This is a genomic window from Polaromonas aquatica (genome assembly GCF_050626995.1).
GTDB lineage: Bacteria > Pseudomonadota > Gammaproteobacteria > Burkholderiales > Burkholderiaceae_C > Polaromonas > Polaromonas aquatica_A.
In genome coordinates this window covers 1,425,870-1,445,833 of sequence record NZ_CP192467.1, presented here as the reverse complement: position 1 = coordinate 1,445,833, position 19,964 = coordinate 1,425,870, and the positions used below count along the sequence as shown (strand labels likewise).

The window sequence follows — 19,964 nt, the reverse complement described above, 5'->3', positions numbered from 1 at the left end:
GCCCCAGCCCCCGGAAAGCAAAAAAGCCCTGGTGACAGGGCTTTTTGCTTTCCGGGGGCGTGCGCGGTGGCGGTCAGTCGACCTTGGCGCCTGACGCCTTGACAACCTGCGCCCACTTCTTGTGCTCGGCATTAATGAAGGCGGTGAACTGCTGGGGCGTGTTACCGCTGGGAATCGCTCCCTGCGCCAGCAATTTTTCCTTGATGGCCGGCGTGTTGAGCGCCTTGGAAGTTTCCTGCTGGATACGGTTGATGATGTCGGGTGGCGTACCCGCAGGGGCCAGCAAGCCAAACCACGAGCTGGCATCAAAACCCTTGAGGGTCGGGCCGCCGGCCTGCTCCACGGTAGGAACATCCGGCACCGCGGCCGACCGCTCCGAACTGGTCACGGCCAGCGCCTTGAGTTTGCCGGACTTGATCAGCTGCATCGATGACGGCAGATTGTCGAACATGACATCCATGTCGCCACCCACCATCGCCAGCAGTGCCGGACCGGAGCCGCTGTACGGGAAGTGCGTCATATAGGTGCCACTCATGGTTTTAAACAGCTCGCCGGCCAGATGGATGGAAGTGCCGTTGCCGCTGGAAGCCATGTTGAACTTGCCAGGGCTGGCTTTGGCTACGCGGATGAAATCAGCCACATTGTTGATACCAGCCGCCTTGGCTTTCTCGGTGTTCACCACCATCACGTTTGGTACACCCGCTACCAACGTGATGGGCGCAAAGTCTTTTTGCGGATCGTAGGTCATCTTGCTGTAAAGCGACTTGTTGATACCGTGGGTGCCGACGGTTCCCATCAGCAGCGTGTAGCCGTCGGGCGCGGACTTGGCGACCACGTCGGCACCTATGTTGCCGCCGGCGCCGGCGCGGTTCTCAACCACAAAAGGCTGGCCGAAGGCTTTCGACAGCTCAGGTGCCATGGCGCGGGCCAGGATGTCGGTGGTGCCGCCGGGTGCGAAGGGCACAACGATCTTGACGGGCTTTGCCGGCCAGCTGGCGCTCTGCGCCCAGGCAGAAGGCGTTGCCATAAAGGTCGCGACGGCGGTCAGCGCAGTGGCCAGGAAGGCGCCGTACCGATGGGAAAGAAGGGGTTTGCTGTTCAAAAGTGTCTCCGGGGAATGGCCGGCACACGGCCGGGGGTCATACGAACATAGCGTGCGTACGCGGGCGCTTCAAGAGGGTTTAAACCCAGCCACTATAAAAAAAGCCGCCCGGCATTAACCGGGCGGCTTGCAAACTCAGCTTGAAACCAGTCAATCAGTCGGCAAATTTGCCGGCGGCTTCGACCACGGGCTTGATCTTGCTGATCTCGGAAGAAACAAAGGCTTTGTGGGCCGCAGGGTCCACGCGCTTGTCGTTCACCACGACGGCGCCCAGGCCTTCCTGCTTCTTGATGAACTCGGGGTCCTTGAGGGCGACCTTCAGCGCGTTGTTGATCTGGGTGATGACGGCCGCAGGGGTGCCCTTGGGCGCGTACATGCCGTGCCAGATCGTCAGGTCAAAGCCCTTGAGTCCCATTTCCTGCAGCGTCGGATAGTCTTTCAGCAGCTTGTTCTTCGACAGCGGTTTGGCGGTCGTTACGGCAAAGGCCTTGACGCGGCCGGCCTCGATCTGCCCGGTGGTGTTGGTTGTCTGGTCGCACATCATGTCAACCTGCCCGCCCACCAGTGCATTCATTGCCGGCGCGGTGCCGCCAAAGGGAATGGTGGTCATTGCGTCTTTGGCGTTGATTGCCGCTTGCCACATCAAGCCACACAGGTGCGATGCGGAGCCCAGCCCGGCATGGGCGATGTTGAGTTTGCCGGCATTGGCGCGAATGTAGTTTTCGAAGTCCCGGTAGTTGTTGGCTGGTAACTGTGGTTTGCCGATGATGGTCATGGGCACTTCGTTGATCATGCCCAGGAACTCGAAGTCTTCCAGCACCTTGTAGGGAAGTTTGCGATACAGGGCTGGAGCGGCCGCCATGCCGATGTGATGCACCAGCAGCGTATGGCCGTCCGGCGCTGCGCGGGCTACCTTGGCCGCACCGATGGTGCCGCCGGCGCCGTTGACGTTTTCGACGACGAAGTTGGCGCTGCCGCCCATGGCTTTGCGCATGGCTTCGGCCAGGTCGCGCGCGACGCGGTCGGTCGGGCCGCCGGCCGCGAAGGGCACCACCAGGGTGACAGGCTTGGAGCCGGGGAATGCGGGTGCTTGCGCGTGGGCAACAAAGGCTGTCGCGGCGGCAGCGAGGATTAACAGGCGTTTCATGAGCGTCTCCTTTAAATGAACGCGCCCAGTTTACGTTTCCATTATCGGCAGAACATCGCGGGAACTACGTAAGGGCAAGCCCCCGGGTCCCTCAACGGGTAGCGCGCAACTCCTGGGAGTTCAAACCAGCAGGGGCCGCGGGACTGGCTTCGCCAGACCGCAGGCGCAACGCCCCCTCGGGGGCAGCGCATTACGCGCAGCGAAAAGCGTGGGGGCCTACTTGTAACTCCGTGCATCTTCAATAACCTTGCCGTCGTTGGGGAGACTGCCGGGCGGCAGAAGTTGCACCGTTCCGCGCAGCTTGGTGACGTCGCGGACCGCTTCGCCGATACGTTGGTCCAAGCCCTCCGGAGTGGCTGTGGTTTCAACCTGGAAGTGCATGCTGTCGTTGGCCATCTCACCGCTCACCACCAGCCTGGCCTTGAGCACTTCCGGAAAGCGCCGGGCGATGTCGGCGACCTGGCCCGGGTGCACAAACATCCCGCGCACCTTGACGGTCTGGTCGGCCCGGCCCATCCAGCCCTTGATGCGCGTGTTGGTACGGCCGGTGGGGCAGCTGCCCGGCAGTACGGCCGAGAGGTCACCGGTGCCGAAACGGATCAGCGGGTAGTCGGGGTTCAGCGTGGTAACCACCAGCTCGCCGACCTCGCCCTCGGCGACCGGGTCGCCGGTGCCGGGACGCACGATTTCCACGATCACGCCTTCGTCGAGTACCAGGCCTTCGCGGGCCTCGGTTTCGTAGGCAATCAGCCCCAGGTCGGCCGAGGCGTAGCACTGGTAGGCGGCGATGCCGCGCTCGGCCAGCCAGTCGCGCAGGCTGGGCGGGCAAGCTTCGCCCGAGACCATCGCGCGCGCCACGCTGGGCAGCGCCACCTTCATCTCGGCGGCCTTGTCGACAATGATCTTGAGGAAGCTCGGCGTGCCCACATAACCGGCGGGCTTGAGCTCGGCCATAGCTTGCACCTGCTGCTCGGTCTGCCCGGTACCGCCCGGAAACACCGTGCAGCCCAGCGCATGGGCGCCGCTTTCCATCATGGTGCCGGCCGGCACGAAGTGGTAGCTGAAGCAGTTGTGCACCAGTTGCCCCGGCCGGAAGCCGGCGGCGTGCAGCGCGCGGGCCATGCGCCAGTAGTCCTTGCGCGTGCTGTCGGGTTCGTAAATCGTGCCGGGGCTGGCGAACACGCGCGGCATCGCGGCGCCGTAGTGCAGCGCACTGAAGCCGCCGAAAGGATCACCGCCCGCCTGGCGCGTGGCCTGCTGTCGCTCCAGCAGCTCATATTTGCGCGTTACGGGCAGGCGCGCCAGCGCGGCGCGGGAGCTGACGGTTGCGCCATTCACGCCCTTGAGGATGGCGGCAAAAGCTGGCGCATGCGACTGCGCATGCGCGATCTGCTGCGGCAGCGCGGCCAGCTGAGCGGCCTCGCGGCTGGCATGCGGCCGGTGTTCCAGGGTGTCGTAATGTGTTGTCATTCGATATCGTCCAAATCCTGTCAATACCTCAGCGCGAAATCCGAAACCAGCAGGGGCCGCGGAACCGGCTTCGCCGGGCCGCAGGCGCAGCGCCCCCTCGGGGGCAGCGACCCCCGCAGCGACGGAGCGTGGGGGCTCTATGCAAGCCAGCGTTTGCGGCGCTTGTAGCTTTTGACATCTTTAAAACTCTTGCGCTCACCACCACCTACGCCCAGGTAAAACTCTTTGACGTCCTCGTTGTTGGCGAGGTCGGCGGCCGCGCCGTCCATCACCACGCGGCCGCTTTCCATGATGTAGCCGTAGTCGGCGTACTTGAGCGCCATGTTGGTGTTCTGCTCGGCCAGCAGGAAGGTGACCTGCTCCTTCTGGTTCAGGTCTTTCACGATGTTGAACACTTCCTCGACGATCTGCGGTGCCAGGCCCATGGAAGGTTCGTCCAGCAGCACCATCGAAGGGTTCGCCATGAGCGCGCGGCCGATGGCGCACATCTGCTGCTCGCCACCGGAGGTATACGCGGCCTGAGAGGTGCGCCGGGTCTTGAGGCGCGGGAAGTAGTTGTAGACCTTCTCCAGATTGGCGGCCACTTCGGCCTTGCTACTTCGCGTGTAGGCGCCGGTCAACAGGTTCTCCTCGATGGTCAGGTGGGCAAAGCAGTGCCGCCCTTCCATGACCTGCACTACGCCGCGCTGTACCAGATCGGCCGGCGAAAGGTTTTCAATACGCTCGCCGCGAAGCTCGATGGAGCCCTTGGTGACCTCGCCGCGCTCGCCTCTAAGCAGGTTGGAGATGGCGCGCAACGTGGTGGTCTTGCCCGCGCCGTTGCCGCCCAGGATGGCCACGATGCGGCCCTGCGGGACCTGCAGCGAGACGCCCTTGAGCACCAGGATCACGTGGTTGTAGATAACCTCGATGCCGTTGACGTTGAGAACGATGTTAGGTGTGTCCATAATTTTTCCTGACCAATCTTGAGGGCTGCCGGTAAGGCAATCAGCCCTCAAGGCTGGCGGCTCGCGAGAGCCGCGCCCCTCCCGCTTGGCGGGGGAGGTTAGGGTGGGTGCCGTCAGTACCTGGCAAAGCCAGCTGAGCGGCTACGCCGCTCAAGACTGGCAGTCGGCCGGCGTGCGCGCCGTCAGCTTTTTCTCGGCGGCGTATTTGGCGGCAGTGGTCTTGACCAGGGGCTTGATCACCTGCTCATCGGCCTGCAGCCAGTCGGAGGTGAACTTCCATTCCTTGCCGTCCCAGGTGTGGATGCGGGCCCATGCCGAACCCATGTGGTCGGTGCAGGAGGTGCTGATAGGCCGCATCACCCCGGCAAAGCCCAGCGCATCCAGTTTGGCCTGCGTCAGGTTCAGGTTTTCCAGGCCCCAGCGCACTTGTTCGCCGGTCATGATCTTTCCCTTGCCGAAACGGTCTTGTGCCGCGCGCAAACCTTCCACGCCCAGCATGGCGCTCATGGCGCCGCGCATGTAGAGCACCTGGCCGACTTCTTCTTTCGGGCCCGTGCCTTGGCCTTTGCCGTGCACCAAAGCCATGACGTCCTTGACCAGCTTGGAGTTCGGCTCTGCGCCGTGCTGCATGGTCACCGCGTTGTAGCCCTTCGCGCCATCGGCCACGTCTTTCACATCAGGCTCGGCGCCGGCCCACCACACGCCGTACATCTTCTCGCGCGGGTAACCGGTGGCTTGCGCTTCCTTGATGGCTGTGGTGTTCATGATGCCCCAGCCCCATAGCGCCACATAGTCAGGGCGCGACTGGCGAACCTGCAACCAGGTGGCTTTCTGCTCGACGCCGGGCGCGGTGACGGGCAGCAGTTGCAGGGTAAAACCGTGCATGGCGGCACGCTCCTGCATCAGGGGAATAGGTTCCTTGCCGAAGGGCGAATCGTGATAGACCAGCGCAACGCGCTTGCCCTTGAGCTTGTCGAAGCCGCCTTCCTTCTTGGCGATGGCCTGCAGGATGGCGTCAGCGGCGACCCAGTAGGTGCCGGCGATCGGGAAATTCCACTTGAAGATGGAGCCGTCAGCACTCTCGCTGCGTCCGTAGCCGACGGTCACCACGGGAATCTTGTCGACAGGGGCTTTTTCGGTGATGGCAAATGTGGCGCCGGTTGACAGCGGTTGTACCAGCGTGGCGCCGCCGTTCTTGCCTTTGAGGCGCTCATAGCATTCCACGCTGCGCGCGGTGTCGTAACCGGTTTCGCACTCTTCAAACGAGATCTTCACACCGTTGATGCCGCCGCGCGCGTTGACCAGCTTGAGATAGTCCACATAGCCGTTAGCCCAGGGCACGCCGTTGGGCGCGTAGGGTCCGGTGCGGTAAGACAGCACCGGAAAGAATTGCTCCTTCGCCTGGGCGAATGCGCTGGTCGCCGTCAAGGACGAGGCGCCGGTGGCGAGGATGGCCACCGCCAACATCAATTTACGAATCTTCATTGTTGTCTCCTGGAAAAATTTATAAACACCCTGAAAAACTGACACCTCAGTAAACGACCTAAGCCTCTGCAACGCATCGGTGATTTCGAGTAGTCCTTAACCCTATAAGCGGTAGCGCGGAAAGGTTCAGTGCGGAAAGGGCCATAGCCTGAGTTTTTGTTTACCCACTGCCCACAGCTTGGCCAACCCATGCGGCTCGACAATCAGGAACCACACGATCAGCCCGCCGAAAATCATCAGCTCCGCGTGCGAGATGCCCGCCGTGGAGATCGAGAGGCCCAGCCAGCCCGCCAGCACCGGCAGCAGCTGGCTCAGCACAATCGGCAGTACCACGATGAAGGCCGCGCCGAAGAAGCTGCCCATGATCGCGCCCATGCCGCCGATGATCACCATGAACAGCAGGCGGAAGGAATAGTCCACCGAGAAGGCGGCAGGCTCCCAAGCGCCAAGGTAAATAAAGGCCCACAGGCCACCGGCGATGCCGATGATGAAAGAGCTGACCGCAAAAGCGCTGAGCTTGGCGTACATCGGGCGTATGCCGATCACCGCGGCGGCCACGTCCATGTCGCGAATCGCCATCCACTCGCGGCCGATGGCGCTGCGCACCAGGTTTTTGGCCAGCAGGGTGATCACCACCACGATGGCCAGGCAAAAGAGGTACTTGCTCAGCGCGCTTTCAATCGGCAGGCCGAACACCTGCAGGTTGGACACGGACACCGAGCCCGAAGGCGTGTCCATGGTGAACCACTTGATCCGCAGGAACATCCAGTCGCTGAAGAACTGCGCGGCCAGCGTCGTCACTGCGAGATACAAGCCCTTCACGCGCAGGCTGGGCAGCCCGAACAGGATGCCGAACAGCATGGAGCACAAACCGCCCAGGATCAGCGCCGGAATCAGCGGCATACCGGGAATGCGCACAAAGAAGTTGTAGGCCCCGTAGGCTCCGACAGCCATGAAGGCGCCCGAGCCCAGCGAGATCTGCCCGCAGTAACCGACCAGGATGTTCACCCCGACAGCAGCCAGCGAAAAGATCAGGAAGGGAATCAGGATGGCGCGGAACAGGTAGTCGCTGGCTAGCAGCGGGACGGCAATGAAGGCAAAGGCCAGCAGCAGGGCTATGGCGATGCGGTCTTGCAGGATCGGGAAGATTTGCTGGTCCGCCCGATAGCTGGTTTTGAACTGGCCGTTTTCTCTGTAGAACATAAAGGTGAGCCGCCGTTAGATCGCAATAAAAGAAGTTGTGCGCTGGGCTTTACCGCAGCCAGCAGGGGCCGCGGAACCGGCTTTGCCGGGCCGCAGGCGCAGCGGCCCCCTCGGGGGGAAGCGCAGTACACGGAGTGACAAGCGTGGAGGCTTCATGTTTAAACACGGTCAATAATTTTCTCGCCGAACAGACCCTGGGGCCGCACCAGCAGGACACACAAGGCGAGGACATAAGCAAACCAGATCTCGATACCGCCCCCCACGTAGGGCCCGAGAAAAACCTCGGCGAGTTTTTCGCCAACGCCAAGAATCAACCCGCCGACAATCGCGCCCGGAACCGACGTCAGGCCGCCCAGAATGACAAGCGGCAGCGCCTTCAACGCCAGCACCGACAGCGAAAACTGCACGCCCAGCTTGCTGCCCCAGATCACGCCGGAGACCAGCGCGACGAAGCCCGCCACACTCCAGACAATCACCCAGATGCGGTTCAGCGGAATGCCGATGGATTGCGCGGCCTGGTGGTCGTCTGCCACCGCGCGCAGGGCCCGGCCTGTGCTGGTGTACTGGAAGAAGGCGGCCAGTGCCGCCACCAGGGCGGTGGCGATCAGCGCGGCGACCAGGTCTTCCTGGTTCACCAGCAGGCCGCCCTGGAACACGCCTTCCAGCAGGAACATCGGGTCCTTGGGCATGCCCACGTCGATCTTGTAGATGCTGGAGCCGAAGATGGTCTGGCCAAAGCCGTCCAGGAAATACGAGATACCCAGCGTCGCCATCAGCAGCGCGACACCTTCCTGGTTCACGAGTTTGCTGAGCACCAGTTTTTCGATCAGCCAGGCAATCACCACCATGATGGCGAGGGCGGCCGCGAAGGCCAGCGCGTTGTTGATGAACTTGCTGTCCAGGCCTGTCCACTGCGGGATCCATTCCGAAAACCGCGCCATGGCCAGTGCCGCGAACAGCACCATCGCACCCTGCGCGAAGTTGAAGACACCCGAGGCTTTGTAGATCAGCACAAAGCCCAGTGCGACCAGCGAATACAGCATGCCCGACATCAGGCCGCCAATAATGGTTTCAAGAACTGAACCTAGCATTCTGGGCTCCCCCCTGTTGCGGACTCACTTCGTGTAGCCGCCTCTCCCCCTCCGGGGGACGCCGCTTGTGGCCCGGCAAAGCCGGTTCCACTGCGGCCACTGGCACGAACGGGTACCGTCCGTTGGTAAGCGTTGAACACCGGCGTCTTGTCGTGGTTCATATTCATATCAGTGGCTGGTTCCGAGGTAGGCCCGGATCACGTCTTCGTTGTTGCGTACTTCGTCGGGGGTGCCGTCGCCGATTTTTTTGCCGTAGTCGAGCACCACCACGCGGTCGGAAATGTCCATCACCACGCCCATGTCGTGCTCGATCAGCACGACGGTGGTGCCGAACTCGTCATTGACATCGAGTACGAAGCGGCACATGTCCTGTTTTTCTTCCACGTTCATGCCGGCCATGGGCTCGTCGAGCAGCAGCACTTGCGGTTCCATCGCCAGCGCACGTCCCAGGTCCACGCGCTTTTGCAGGCCATAGGGCAGCTGGCCCACCGGTGTTTTGCGGTAAGCCTGGATTTCCAGGAAGTCGATGATTTTTTCGACTGCCTCGCGGTGCATGATTTCTTCTTTTTCGGCGGGGCCTATACGCAGCGCCTGCAGCAGCAGGTTGCTTTTGATTTTGAGATTTCGGCCCGACATGATGTTGTCGAGCACGCTCATGCCTTTGAAGAGCGCCAGGTTCTGGAAGGTGCGGGCCACGCCCATCACCGCCACCTGGTGGCTGTTCATGTGCTTGAAGGTTTGGCCGCGAAAGGTGATGGAGCCCTGCTGCGGCGCATAGACGCCGTTGATGCAGTTCAGCATGGAGCTTTTGCCCGCGCCGTTGGGGCCGATGATGGCGCGGATCTCGTGCTCTTTCACATTGAAGGAAATGTCGGACAGCGCTTTCACGCCGCCGAAGCTGAGGGAGATGTTGTTGACGTCAAGAATGACGTCGCCTATTTTTTTTGTCATCAAGCGGCCGCCTTCACGGGTGCAAACTTTGCCCCCACGCTTTTCACTTCGTGTAATGCGCGAGGCCTTGCAGGCCGCGGCTCGCGAGACGCTTCGCCTCTGTCGCCCGTCCAACCCTGCTCAAGCAGGCTTGGAGCCGCGGGCTCCAGCCCCTCTGGGGCCGCCCGCCTGTGGCCCGGCAAAGCCGGTTCCACGGCTTGAACTTGGATGGAGCCCGATAGCTGCCGGTTGTTCATGCTGCTGCCTTCACGGGGGAAAATGTTTTGGTGTCATCGATCTTCAGCGTCGCACTGACACTGCCTGACCGGCCGTCCTCAAACTTCACGACGGTTTCAATGAACTGCTCGGTCTTGTCGCCATAGAGCGCATCGATCAGCGGCTGGTATTTCTCGGCAATGAAACCGCGCCGCACCTTGTTCGTCCGTGTGAGTTCGCCGTCGTCCGCGTCCAGCTCCTTGTGCAACACCAGGAAGCGGCTGACCTGTGATCCGGCCAATAAGGCGTCCACGCTCAGGTCGGCGTTGACCTTCTCGACGCACTCCTTGATGAGCTGGTAGACCTCGGGCTTTTGCGCCAGGTCGGTGTAGCCGGCATAGGGCAGGTTGCGGCGTTCGGCCCAGTTGCCCACGGCGTCGAAGTCGATGTTGATCATCACGCAGACTTTTTCGCGGCCGTCGCCGTAAGCCACGACTTCCTTGATGTGCGGGAAGAACTTGAGTTTGTTCTCCACATACTTGGGCGCGAACATGGCGCCATCGTTGGCGCCGCCCTTGATGCGGCCCACGTCTTTTACGCGGTCGATGATCTTGAGGTGGCCGCTGGCGTCAATAAAGCCCGCGTCGCTGGTGTGGTACCAGCCGTCGGCGCTCAGCACCTCGGCCGTCGCCGTGGGGTTTTTGTAGTATTCCTTGAGCAGGCCGGCGGACTTCACCAGGATTTCCCCGTTGTCGGCCACCTTGATCTGCACGCCGCTGATCGGAACCCCGACCGTGTCGGCGCGTGCCTCGTTGTCCGGCTGCAGGCATACGAACACAGCGGTCTCGGTCGAGCCATACAGCTGCTTGAGGTTGATGCCGATGGAGCGGTAAAAGGTGAAAAGGTCGGGGCCGATGGCCTCGCCGGCGGTGTAAGCCACCCGCACACGCGAAAACCCCAGCGTGTTGCGCAGCGGGCCATAAACCAACACGCTGCCCAGCGCATACAGCAACCTGTCCATGGCGGCTACGGGCTTGCCGTCCATCAGGGCCGGGCCGGCGCGTTTGGCCACGCCCATGAAATAGTGGAACATGCCGCGCTTGATGCGGCCCGCGTCTTCCATGCGGATCATCACGGTGGTGAGCAGGCTTTCGAAAATCCGCGGTGGCGCAAAGTAATAGGTCGGGCCGACTTCCTTCAGGTCGATCGTCACGGTGCTTGCGCTCTCGGGGCAATTCACCACATAGCCGCAGGCCAGCCACTGCGCGTAACTGAAGATGTTCTGGCCGACCCAGGCGGGTGGCAGGTAAGCCAGCACTTCCTCGCCGGAGGTGAGTTTGTCGAAGTCGGCGCCGGCCTTGGCGCGGTCCAACAGGGTGTTGTGGGTATGGACCACGCCCTTGGGGTTGCCTGTGGTGCCCGAGGTGAAAAACATCGCGGCCACGTCGTCCGGCTGGGCCTTGTCGACTTCAGCCTTGAAGAAGCCGGGCTGCCCCGCGGCAAAGGCCTCACCCTTTTCCAGCAAGGCGTCCAGCGACTGCAGGCCGTCTTCCGCATAGTTGCGCAGGCCGCGCGGATCGTCATAAACGATCTGCGCCAGCTGCGGGCACTGGCCGCGGATCTCCAGCAGCTTGTCGACCTGCTCCTGGTCTTCCACCAGCGCAAAGCGCACGTCGGCGTTGTTAATGGGATAGATGCACTCGGCGCCCACCGCGTCCTGGTACAGCGGAATCGGCACGGCGCCCAGAGCCTGCGCGGCCAGCATGGTGGCATAGAGACGCGGCCGGTTGGCGCCGATGATCACCATGTGTTCGCCGCGCTGCAAGCCCAGCTGGTGCAGACCGCAGGCGATGTGCTCGACCAGTAGCGCCATATTGGCCCAGCTGTGCGCCTGCCAGATGCCGTACTCTTTTTCGCGCATGGCCGGGGCGCCTGGGCGCTCGGCCGCATGTTTGAGCAACAGTCTGGGAAAAGTGGTCTGCATGGTCCTTGTCTCGCGGTCGTTATGCCTTCGGGCCCGGCTGCTTGTTTGCCCGATAGCCCGAAAGTCGTCTTGTGAAGTGCATGGTAGGCATGCATTTGACGTTAAGTTGTCGTTCGGACGACAATTCAAGGGTGATTACTCCCCCGGACTTTCCCTTAGCCTCACCCTTGGCCTCAATCTTTTTCAAGGTGCGCACATGGTGACGATGACGGGCCAGTCGATGCAGATCCGCGCCCGCATGCCCGACGCGCAGGAGCTTGCCGGCATCCATTGGCTGAACGAGCTGCGGCCGGCCGAGCGCGAGCGCGCCGTGGCGAGCGTGCGCGTGGGTGACGCCAACGTCGGTGACTACGTCTGCCGTGTCGGCAAGCCGGTGACCTACTGGTTCGGCGTCGTCGAAGGGCTGCTCAAGATGAGCACCGACAGCGAACAGGGCGCCACCATGACCTTCACCGGCCTGCCGCCGGGCGCCTGGTTCGGCGAGGGTACGGTGCTCAAGCGCGAGCCGTACCGCTACAACATCCAGGCACTGCGCAAGACGGTGGTGGCGGGGCTGCCGGTCGACGATTTCCACTGGCTGCTGGACCACTCCATCGGCTTTAACCGCTTTGTGATGAACCAGCTCAACGAACGCCTTGGGCAGTTCATTGTCGCGCGCGAGATCGACCGCATGAACAATCCCGACATTCGCGTGGCGCGCAGCCTGGCCACGCTGTTTAACCCGGTGCTATACCCGGGTGTAGGGGAAATCCTGCGCATCACGCAGCAGGAAATGGCTTATCTGGTGGGCCTGTCGCGCCAGCGCGTGAATAAGGCGCTGAGCACGCTGCAGGCCCGGGGGTTTATCCGCATCGAGTACGGTGGCCTGCGCGTACTGGACCTTGGGGCCCTGCGGTCCAGTGTTTTCTCAAGCAAATAGTCGCTGCAGGCCCATTCGGGCGGGCGTAAGCTGCTATTGAATAAATAGCATGGCTTGAGCGTTCAAACTGTCCCGGAAACCCTTTCGGGCCGTTGGGCGCGCATTGATGTTTTATGTCAAAAGCGCCTGTAGTCCCAATCAAATTGAGCTCTAAACGCTATGAAATCAGTAGCAATCGGGCGTGACGGGAGACCTCGCCCTCAGGAAAGAAACGAAATCAAAACAGATATTGTGGCAACCGCCCAATTGGCCCGGTTTGCGGCTTGAGCGTGCTCCTTGAGGATCGGCGAAAGCGTTTCGCGCTGCCAGGCCCACACGTTGTAGGCCGCCGCCAGAAGGTAACCTGACAGCCCCGCCAGCCATGAGTTGGTTAAAAAGCCGACAAAGATGGCCACCATCATGAGGATGGATGTCAGGACAAATGTGCCGCCGGCGGCGCTGCTCAGAACATGCGAGAGACCTCCGCACAAGGTGCAGGTGGCGGGGTTGCCACGGCTGGAGAAACGCTTTTCCCAGGATTTGATTCCGGCCTGGCGGCAATGGGGGCAGGTGTTCATTGCGTGAGAGGGCTGGTTGCTGAAGCCGCGGCGGCAATCGCTTTGCACAGGTTCTCGCGTGCACGCGCCTCCAGCGTCTCGCGAAAGTACGCAGTGCTGTAGATCACGGGCCGGTCCAGAAAACCCTGCAGGATTTCGCTCCGCTTTTGCCTGAACAGGGCCGCGGGCACAAAGGCATACTCGTCCCGGATCTGCCGCTCGTATTCCGCAAACCTGTCCGGACCGGCGCCCAGGATGGAGAGGTCGATGTCAACCAGCAGCTGTTCGTCGGCAGAGACCGGTAGCGCGGTATGGCGGGTGGCCATGACCAGGTCGTGAACGCGCTGGGCAGTGGCCGCAGAGGCGCCGTGCGCCAGCAGCGCGTCCCGTGCCCAGCCGGCGCTTTTTTCCTCGTTATCGTGGCGCTGTGTGTCGTAAATCGCATCGTGGAACCACAGCGCCATCTCGATGTCGTCGGGCTGTTCAGCCAGATGGCGAGCGGCCTCGAAGTGCATGAGGCATTCGCACAGATGCTGCGCGGTATGGTATTTGCGGTGGGGCTCCGAATACCGCGCCAGCAGTTCGCCAAACATCCTGCTTTCAATGGTGTGGGGCACAAGCGCATGGGTGCAGCGTTGCCACGAGCGGGCCAGCAGGCCCATGGTTTCAGGGACGTCGCCTGACATCAGTACAGCGTGGACTTCTGCCGCGCGGGCAATTCACGGTCGTATTGTTCGCCGTCGATGGCCGCCGCCGTCAACGCCTGCAGCATGGCGCCCGGCGTGGGCACATCCGGACGGCTTTGCGATGCGGCCTGCCAGAGCTTTGAGCGCTGGATGGCCCGCGCGCACTGGAAAAATACCGACTCGACATCGATCACCATGACGCAATGGGGCAGCTTTCCTTCCATGGCAAAACGCTGCAGCATGTCGGGTGCGGTGGTGATACGGGCCCGGCCGTTCACGCGCAGTGTCTCGCCAGCGCCGGGAATCAGGAAAAGCAGCGCCACACGCGGGTCGGCCAGCAGGTTGCGCAGGCTGTCGATGCGGTTGTTGCCGCGGCGCTCCGGCAGCAGCAGGGTTTTGTCGTCCTGGATCACCACAAAACCCGGCGGATCGCCGCGCGGCGATGCGTCCAACCCGCCGGGCCCTGCCGTGGCCAGCACCGCGAAAGGCGAGGCCTGTATCAGCGCCTGGTAGGCCGGATGCAGGAAGTCCACTTCTTTCTTGAGCGACGCTTCGCCTATGTTGCCGAACAGCGCCTCCAGCTGCGGCAGGCTGGTGACGGCGTGCGGGTCGGCTTGCGGGTCAGCGTGTGGTTTGATGGTTTGCATGGGCATGACTTTATCGCCTGGCTGATCGGCTTGCGCGTTGAGGGCCCGGCGCCGAGGCCGGCGCGCACAGAGCCTCCACCAGCCGGATCGCCGGCAGCGACAGCTGGTCAAAGCGGCGCGCGCAAATCAGCAGCTGCCGGTCGGCCCAGGCGTCGGTCAGCGTGAGGACACGCAAGCGGCTCGCGCCTGCATGACGCTGGGCCGCGACGGCCGGCACTACGGCCACCCCGACGCCGGCCTCCACCATGCGGCAGACTGCATCAAAACTGCGAAGCCGGATGCGGGTGCGCATGCGTTGCCCCAGGCGTTCGGCCTGCAGCGCCAGGTGCTGCTGCAGGGCGCTGTCTTCCCCGAGGCCGACGAAGTCGTAGGTCAGGGCTTGCTCGAACGCGACTTGCCGTTGCCGGCCGAATCCGCTGCCGGCGGGCACCACCAGCACCAACTGGTCGCGCCGGAAGGGTTTTGATTCGAGGCTGGCGATGCCGGCGGAGTCGGCCACGATGCCGAGGTCGGCGGCCTGGGCCAGCAGCTGCGAAACGATCAAATGGCTGGGGCGCTCTTCCAGTTCCACGTCGATGGCCGGATGGGTGTTGAGGAAATACGCCAGCGCCTGCGGCAGGTAGTCGGTGATGGCGGCTGTGTTGGACAGCAAGCGCACCTTGCCCGCCAGGCCGCCCGCATAGTCGTCGATTTCGCCGTGCATGCGCTCGATTTGTTGCAGCACCAGCCGCGCGTGGTGGGCCACGGACACCCCAGCCTTGGTCGGCTTGATGCCGGAGCGCAGGCGCTCGAGCAGCGGCACATCCAATGCGTCTTCCATGCCGCGGATGCGTGCGCTGGCCGAGGCGAGCGCCAGATGCGAGAGCTTCGCGCCCGCGGTGATGCTGCCGGTGTCCGTGACATGCAAAAACAGGCGGAGGTCAATAAGGTCAAAGCGGATGTTGGCAACCACAGGCTTCTCCTGGCCTTCGAAAATGACGAAGGCTGGCAGCAGATATTACAGCTTGAACCCGCGGATGCACTTGCCCAAAATGAAAGCCATGACCACCGCCAACATTGATCAAAATGGTGCCGCCGCCATCGTAGGTTCGGGGCAGGAAGCCTTCATCCTCGGCGTAGTCGTGGCGGTATTCCTGCTGGCCGGCCTGGTCAAAGGCGTGGTCGGGTTGGGGCTACCGACGCTTTCCATGGGGCTGCTGGCCAGTGTCATGTCGCCCGCCCATGCCGCCGTGATTCTGATCCTGCCTTCGTTTTTGACGAATGCCTGGCAGATGTGGGACGGCGCTGCGCTGGGCCAGCTGGTGAGGCGGCTCTGGCCTTTGCAGCTGGGCGTGATCGCCGCAACGCTGTGGGCGCCGGTCAGCCTTGTCACTCTCGATGCCAATGTGGCCTCGGCGGGATTGGGCGCCGCGTTGATGGTGTACGCCGTGCTGGGGCTCGCCGCTGTGCCGCTGTCAGCGCCCCGACGCGGCGAGCGGCTTTTATCCGGCGCCACCGGTTTGGTCACCGGTGCCATCACAGCGGCCACGGGTGTTTTTGTCTTTCCAGCGGTGCCTTATCTGCAGGCCTTGTCGCTGACGAAAGATGAGCTGGTGCAGGCACTGGGACTGTCGTTCACCGTTTCCACCCTTGCGCTTTTCGCTCGCCTGGTGCTCGAAGGATCATTCACGGCAGGCGCGATGCCCGGCGGTTGGGGCTGGCTGGCGGCTTTGCCTGCGGCCTTGCTGGGGATGGCGGCGGGCCAAATGCTGCGGGGGCGGCTGGACGAGAGAAATTTCAAGCGTCTGTTCTTTGCGGGCTTGCTGGCCATCGGCCTATATATGGTCATCGGCAGCGCCATACGCTGGCTTGCGGGATAAAGGCAAAATCAGGGGGCCGCATCTATGCACATTGCCTCTGGGTGGTCTGAAGGCCGTAGCCGGCGGCATTTAAGTGCCAAATACGCCTGCGACCCAAGAATAACCTGCGCGAGCAGCTATAAAATAGATAGCAAATGACAGAACCCTTGAAACCCGGATCGGGCCCCAAACCCGTCGGCGTCGCCGTACGAATCCAGAAAACCCCGCCAGCAGCGGCTGCGCCGGGCGCGCCAGCTGCCACCGTGCGGCTGAACAAGCGCATGGCCGAACTGGGGCTGTGCTCGCGCCGTGAGGCCGATGACTGGATTGCCCGCGGCTGGGTGCGTGTGAATGGTGCGCCGGCCGTCATGGGACAACCCGTGGCCGTGGATGCCCGCATCGAGATTGACCGCCAGGCCGAGCAGCAGCAGCGCCAGCAGGTCACCATCCTGATCAACAAGCCGGTCGGTTATGTCAGCGGCCAGGCAGAAGACGGACATGAGCCGGCGGTGGTGCTGGTGCAGCCGCAAAACCGCTGGCGCGAATGCAACAGCCGCATGCGCTGGGGCCATGAGCAGTTGCGCGGCCTCGCGCCGGCGGGACGGCTGGACATTGATTCCATCGGGCTGCTGGTGCTGACGCAGGACGGCCGTGTGGCGCGCCAGCTCATCGGCGAAGACTCGGAGATTGAAAAAGAGTATCTGGTGCGGGTCAGCTACGGACCTGAGTCTGTCAACGTACAGGCTTTGTTCCCGCGCGAAAAACTGGCCCTGCTGAATCATGGCTTGAGCCTGGATGGCCAGCCGCTCAAGCCTGCACAGGTGTCCTGGCAAAACCCCGAGCAGCTGCGTTTTGTCCTGAAAGAAGGCAAAAAGCGCCAGATCCGCCGCATGTGCGAGCAGGTGGGCCTGTTTGTTACTGGCCTGAAGCGTGTGCGTATCGGCAATGTCAACCTGGGCCATTTGCCGGTCGGCCAATGGCGTTATCTGGCACCGCACGAGCACTTCTAGCCTACACCGTCCGGGCTTGGCGGGCAGCTCGCTGTGGGGGCCTCTGTCCTACCCGGATGCGCGCCAACGGATGGCAGGCTCCCGTGGGCTGCGGCCTAAAGTGGGCGCATGGCACTAATTACCTACCTGGTTGAGGACAACGAGATCGTTCTTGAGAACCTGATAGAGGCGCTCAAGGAGATTGCCGCAGTCCAGGTGACAGGCCATGGTGCCACCCAGACCGAGGCCACCCGCTGGCTGAAGCTCCACAACGGCGAGTGGCATCTGGCCATCGTGGATCTTTTCCTGAAAGAGGGCAGTGGTTTGGGCGTGCTCGCGGGTTGCCGCAATCGCGAGCCCTACCAGAAGGTCGTCGTCCTGAGCAACTACGCGACGGATGAAATTCGCAGGCGCGCCGCCGAACTGGGGGCTGACGCCGTCTTCGACAAGTCCAGCGAGCTTGACAGTCTGTTTGACTATTGCCAGGTACAAACGGCCCTGCATTGATCGAGCATGATGGCCCGTGTTTGCAGCTGGCGCGGGTTGAAACCTTTTAGCTATTAAATTGATAGCTATTTGCGCCCGTATTGCTTGGGCAAACGCCGCTTTTTATTCATGAAACTGCTGCCGCGGCTGTACCGGCGTGCTGCCCGCTGGCGCATCGCCGTCTATAGCGCCACAATCGCGCCATGAGCACACCAGACCGGCCCGGCGCCACGGCAGCCACCTCCACGCCCGGGGCTTCCAGGCTGCCGACCTGGTTGCATGTCTCCGACATCCAGGGGTTGGCGCAGCTTGCCACGCAGGCAACCCTGGGCGTCACGGGCCTGGCCGAAACCGTGCAGGGCAATGTGTACAAGGCCGTCGCCGCACCGTTTGGCCTGCTGGGCTCAAGGTTCGTCGACAGCACGCCTGGAAGCAGTGGCGTCAAATCTTCCGGGATTACCGGACTGGTTTACGGCAGCGTCAAGGGCGCGACGCGGCTGGCGGGCGGCGCTGTCAATGCAATGTTGTCGCGTGCCGTTCCCCTGGCCGGTGCGCAGCCCTCTTCGCCTTCGCGCGAGGCCATGCTCTCTGCCCTCAACGGCGTGCTGGGGGACCTTTTGCTCGACACGGCCAATCCGCTTGCCATCCCCATGAGTTTGCGCCATGAAGGCCGGTCGCTGGTGCTGGATCCGCAGGCGCTTGCCGTCAGCTTGCCGCAGGCGACGGGCAAGATTCTGGTGCTGGTCCACGGCCTGTGCATGAATGATTTGCAATGGCGCGGCGACACCGCTGCCGCGTTGGGCCATGGCGGGCACCTGGCGCGCGAATTGGGCTATACCCCGGTGTACCTGCACTACAACACCGGCCTGCACACCTCGGCCAATGGTGAGCAGCTTGCCGGTTTGCTGCAGCAATTGGTCAAGGCCTGGCCGCAGCCCGTGCAAGACTTGACGCTGCTGGTGCACAGCATGGGCGGTCTGGTGGCGCGCAGCGCCTGTCACCATGCAGCGCAGGTTGGCCACAGCTGGCTGCAGCAACTCAAGTCACTGGTATTTTTGGGAACGCCGCATCACGGCGCACCGCTGGAGCGGCTGGGCAGCTGGGTGGATGGCGTGCTGGGCAGCAACCTGATCACGCGGCCCTTCGCGAGAGTCGGCCAGTTGCGCAGCGCCGGTATCACGGACTTGCGCCATGGCAACGTGCTGGAACCCGACTGGAAGCAGACCGGACGCTTTGAACGCGGCCCAGACACCCGGACGCCTGTCCCGCTGCCTGCGTGCGTGGATTGTTATGCGGTAGCCGCGACCACGCTGTCAGCTGGGCGCGGCCCGCTGATGCCGGCCAGGGATGCACTGGCGCGCAAGGTCGTCGGTGATGGACTGGTGTCGCTGGAAAGCGCCTTGGGGTTGCATGAAGAGCTGGATCGCACGCTGGCGTTTGCGCCGGAGAACCAGTGGATTGCGCAAGGCATGAATCACATGGAATTGCTGAGCCGTCCTGAAGTCACGCGCCAGCTGGTCCAGTGGCTGCGCAGCGCAGCGGGCCGTCGTGGTTTCAGGGGGTCGCCAGGCTCACACTGACGGGCCAGTTGAGACTGGAGGCCTGGGTGGCTGTGCCTGGATGGCGGTCCTTCAAACTGAAAGCGTGTTGCAGCGCCAGTTCAAAGCGGCCGGGACGCGTTGCACAGACCCGGTAGCCGCCTTCGGCTGCCTCGACCCGTGTGCCGGCGCTCCCGCTGACGTTCAGCTGCCAGCCTGCAACCTGTTGCTGATTGAGCTGCAAATCCATGCAAAAGCCCTTGCCCAGGGTCGATACAAGCACCATGCGCTGTGTGGCCGAAATGAGGGATCCCGCCGTGTCGGCAGAGAGCAGGGCTGCCGGATGGCTGTTTTCCAGGATCCGGAGCACGGCCGGAATGACGATGGCGAAATCCAGCTTGGCGCTGGCTTGGGGTTTGTCAACACTCAGCATTTCGCCGGCGCGTGAATTCAAAGATGTGCAAAGCAGGCCCACCACCAGCGTTGCCAGCGCCATGAAGCGGCTGAGAAGCGTTGGGTAGGTAGTGCAGGAGGACACGGAGCGAAGCCTGTGAATTGATTAAGTACGCCTCAATAGTAACTAAATTGATAAAAGTGATGCAAGTCATTAATGACTGTAAGTTTGTGACATATTTCCGTGTTTTTGGCTTTTATTGTCAAATTTTGCGTGGATTTTGGAGATTTCATCAGATTCTGGCCGTGCTTTGGACCGGAATTTATCAATTTCGCCTCTGCCAGAGCTATGCGCAG

The 19,964-nt window shown here is 62.5% G+C and carries 19 protein-coding genes; 5 read left to right on the top strand and 14 right to left on the bottom strand.

Translation table 11 applies throughout. From position 1 onward, the window contains the following. Positions 1 to 73: 73 nt before the first annotated feature. From ACQ4MS_RS06895 to ACQ4MS_RS06855, 9 genes are all read right to left on the bottom strand, one after another. Positions 74 to 1,027 carry a Bug family tripartite tricarboxylate transporter substrate binding protein gene (locus tag ACQ4MS_RS06895; protein WP_431099549.1) on the bottom strand — a complete coding sequence of 318 codons (954 nt, stop codon included), beginning with the start codon at positions 1,025 to 1,027 and terminating at the stop codon, positions 74 to 76. A gap of 229 nt (positions 1,028 to 1,256) precedes the next feature. Further along, on the bottom strand, positions 1,257 to 2,249 hold the full coding sequence (locus ACQ4MS_RS06890; RefSeq protein WP_431098638.1) for a tripartite tricarboxylate transporter substrate-binding protein: 993 nt from the start codon (positions 2,247 to 2,249) through the stop codon (positions 1,257 to 1,259). Between the two features lie 216 nt (positions 2,250 to 2,465). Next, positions 2,466 to 3,719, bottom strand: a complete 1,254-nt coding sequence (locus ACQ4MS_RS06885; RefSeq protein ID WP_431098636.1) for a phenylacetate--CoA ligase family protein — start codon at positions 3,717 to 3,719, stop codon at positions 2,466 to 2,468. 137 nt (positions 3,720 to 3,856) lie between these two features. Further along, positions 3,857 to 4,666, bottom strand: a complete 810-nt coding sequence (locus ACQ4MS_RS06880; protein WP_431098634.1) for an ABC transporter ATP-binding protein — start codon at positions 4,664 to 4,666, stop codon at positions 3,857 to 3,859. A 150-nt stretch (positions 4,667 to 4,816) separates the two neighbouring features. Continuing rightward, positions 4,817 to 6,151: an ABC transporter substrate-binding protein gene (locus ACQ4MS_RS06875; protein WP_431098632.1), complete on the bottom strand. Its 1,335-nt coding sequence runs from the start codon at positions 6,149 to 6,151 to the stop codon at positions 4,817 to 4,819. A gap of 126 nt (positions 6,152 to 6,277) precedes the next feature. Further along, on the bottom strand, positions 6,278 to 7,354 hold the full coding sequence (locus ACQ4MS_RS06870; RefSeq protein ID WP_431098630.1) for a branched-chain amino acid ABC transporter permease: 1,077 nt from the start codon (positions 7,352 to 7,354) through the stop codon (positions 6,278 to 6,280). Positions 7,355 to 7,512: 158 nt separating this feature from the next. Continuing rightward, positions 7,513 to 8,445, bottom strand: coding sequence for a branched-chain amino acid ABC transporter permease (locus ACQ4MS_RS06865; protein WP_431098628.1), 933 nt, complete (start codon positions 8,443 to 8,445; stop codon positions 7,513 to 7,515). A 168-nt stretch (positions 8,446 to 8,613) separates the two neighbouring features. After that, positions 8,614 to 9,399 (bottom strand): ABC transporter ATP-binding protein, encoded by a 786-nt coding sequence (locus tag ACQ4MS_RS06860; RefSeq protein ID WP_431098627.1) that lies wholly within the window; start codon positions 9,397 to 9,399, stop codon positions 8,614 to 8,616. Positions 9,400 to 9,628: 229 nt separating this feature from the next. After that, positions 9,629 to 11,575 (bottom strand): AMP-dependent synthetase/ligase, encoded by a 1,947-nt coding sequence (locus ACQ4MS_RS06855; RefSeq protein WP_431098625.1) that lies wholly within the window; start codon positions 11,573 to 11,575, stop codon positions 9,629 to 9,631. A 205-nt stretch (positions 11,576 to 11,780) separates the two neighbouring features. Here ACQ4MS_RS06855 and ACQ4MS_RS06850 point away from each other — a divergent pair, with 205 nt between their 5' ends. Beyond that, positions 11,781 to 12,494, top strand: a complete 714-nt coding sequence (locus ACQ4MS_RS06850; protein WP_431099548.1) for a Crp/Fnr family transcriptional regulator — start codon at positions 11,781 to 11,783, stop codon at positions 12,492 to 12,494. Between the two features lie 200 nt (positions 12,495 to 12,694). Here ACQ4MS_RS06850 and ACQ4MS_RS06845 read toward each other — a convergent pair whose 3' ends face one another. The 4 genes from ACQ4MS_RS06845 to ACQ4MS_RS06830 are packed head-to-tail and all read right to left on the bottom strand — an operon-like array spanning position 12,695 to position 15,303. Then, positions 12,695 to 13,051, bottom strand: a complete 357-nt coding sequence (locus ACQ4MS_RS06845; protein ID WP_431098624.1) for a hypothetical protein — start codon at positions 13,049 to 13,051, stop codon at positions 12,695 to 12,697. Beyond that, a complete protein-coding gene (locus ACQ4MS_RS06840; protein ID WP_431098622.1) occupies positions 13,048 to 13,716 on the bottom strand; it encodes an HD domain-containing protein in 669 nt (222 codons plus the stop codon). The genes ACQ4MS_RS06845 and ACQ4MS_RS06840 overlap by 4 nt, the downstream gene beginning before the upstream one ends. Next, positions 13,716 to 14,363 (bottom strand): pyridoxamine 5'-phosphate oxidase family protein, encoded by a 648-nt coding sequence (locus ACQ4MS_RS06835; RefSeq protein WP_431098620.1) that lies wholly within the window; start codon positions 14,361 to 14,363, stop codon positions 13,716 to 13,718. The genes ACQ4MS_RS06840 and ACQ4MS_RS06835 overlap by 1 nt, the downstream gene beginning before the upstream one ends. 10 nt (positions 14,364 to 14,373) lie before the next feature. After that, positions 14,374 to 15,303 (bottom strand): LysR substrate-binding domain-containing protein, encoded by a 930-nt coding sequence (locus ACQ4MS_RS06830; protein ID WP_431099547.1) that lies wholly within the window; start codon positions 15,301 to 15,303, stop codon positions 14,374 to 14,376. Positions 15,304 to 15,403: 100 nt separating this feature from the next. Here ACQ4MS_RS06830 and ACQ4MS_RS06825 point away from each other — a divergent pair, with 100 nt between their 5' ends. The 4 genes from ACQ4MS_RS06825 (at position 15,404) to ACQ4MS_RS06810 (ending at position 19,256) form a co-directional block, all read left to right on the top strand. Next, positions 15,404 to 16,222, top strand: a complete 819-nt coding sequence (locus tag ACQ4MS_RS06825) for a sulfite exporter TauE/SafE family protein (RefSeq protein WP_431098618.1) — start codon at positions 15,404 to 15,406, stop codon at positions 16,220 to 16,222. 134 nt (positions 16,223 to 16,356) lie between these two features. Continuing rightward, a complete protein-coding gene (locus tag ACQ4MS_RS06820; protein ID WP_431098617.1) occupies positions 16,357 to 17,211 on the top strand; it encodes a pseudouridine synthase in 855 nt (284 codons plus the stop codon). 108 nt (positions 17,212 to 17,319) lie between these two features. Beyond that, complete coding sequence (locus ACQ4MS_RS06815) at positions 17,320 to 17,697, top strand: response regulator (protein WP_431098615.1); 378 nt, start codon at positions 17,320 to 17,322, stop codon at positions 17,695 to 17,697. 182 nt (positions 17,698 to 17,879) lie between these two features. Then, entirely contained in the window at positions 17,880 to 19,256 is a 1,377-nt protein-coding gene (locus ACQ4MS_RS06810) for an esterase/lipase family protein (RefSeq protein ID WP_431098614.1), read from the top strand. Here the strand turns inward: ACQ4MS_RS06810 and ACQ4MS_RS06805 are convergent. Beyond that, on the bottom strand, positions 19,231 to 19,752 hold the full coding sequence (locus tag ACQ4MS_RS06805) for a hypothetical protein (RefSeq protein WP_431098613.1): 522 nt from the start codon (positions 19,750 to 19,752) through the stop codon (positions 19,231 to 19,233). The genes ACQ4MS_RS06810 and ACQ4MS_RS06805 overlap by 26 nt on opposite strands. Between the last annotated feature and the right edge of the window lie 212 nt (positions 19,753 to 19,964).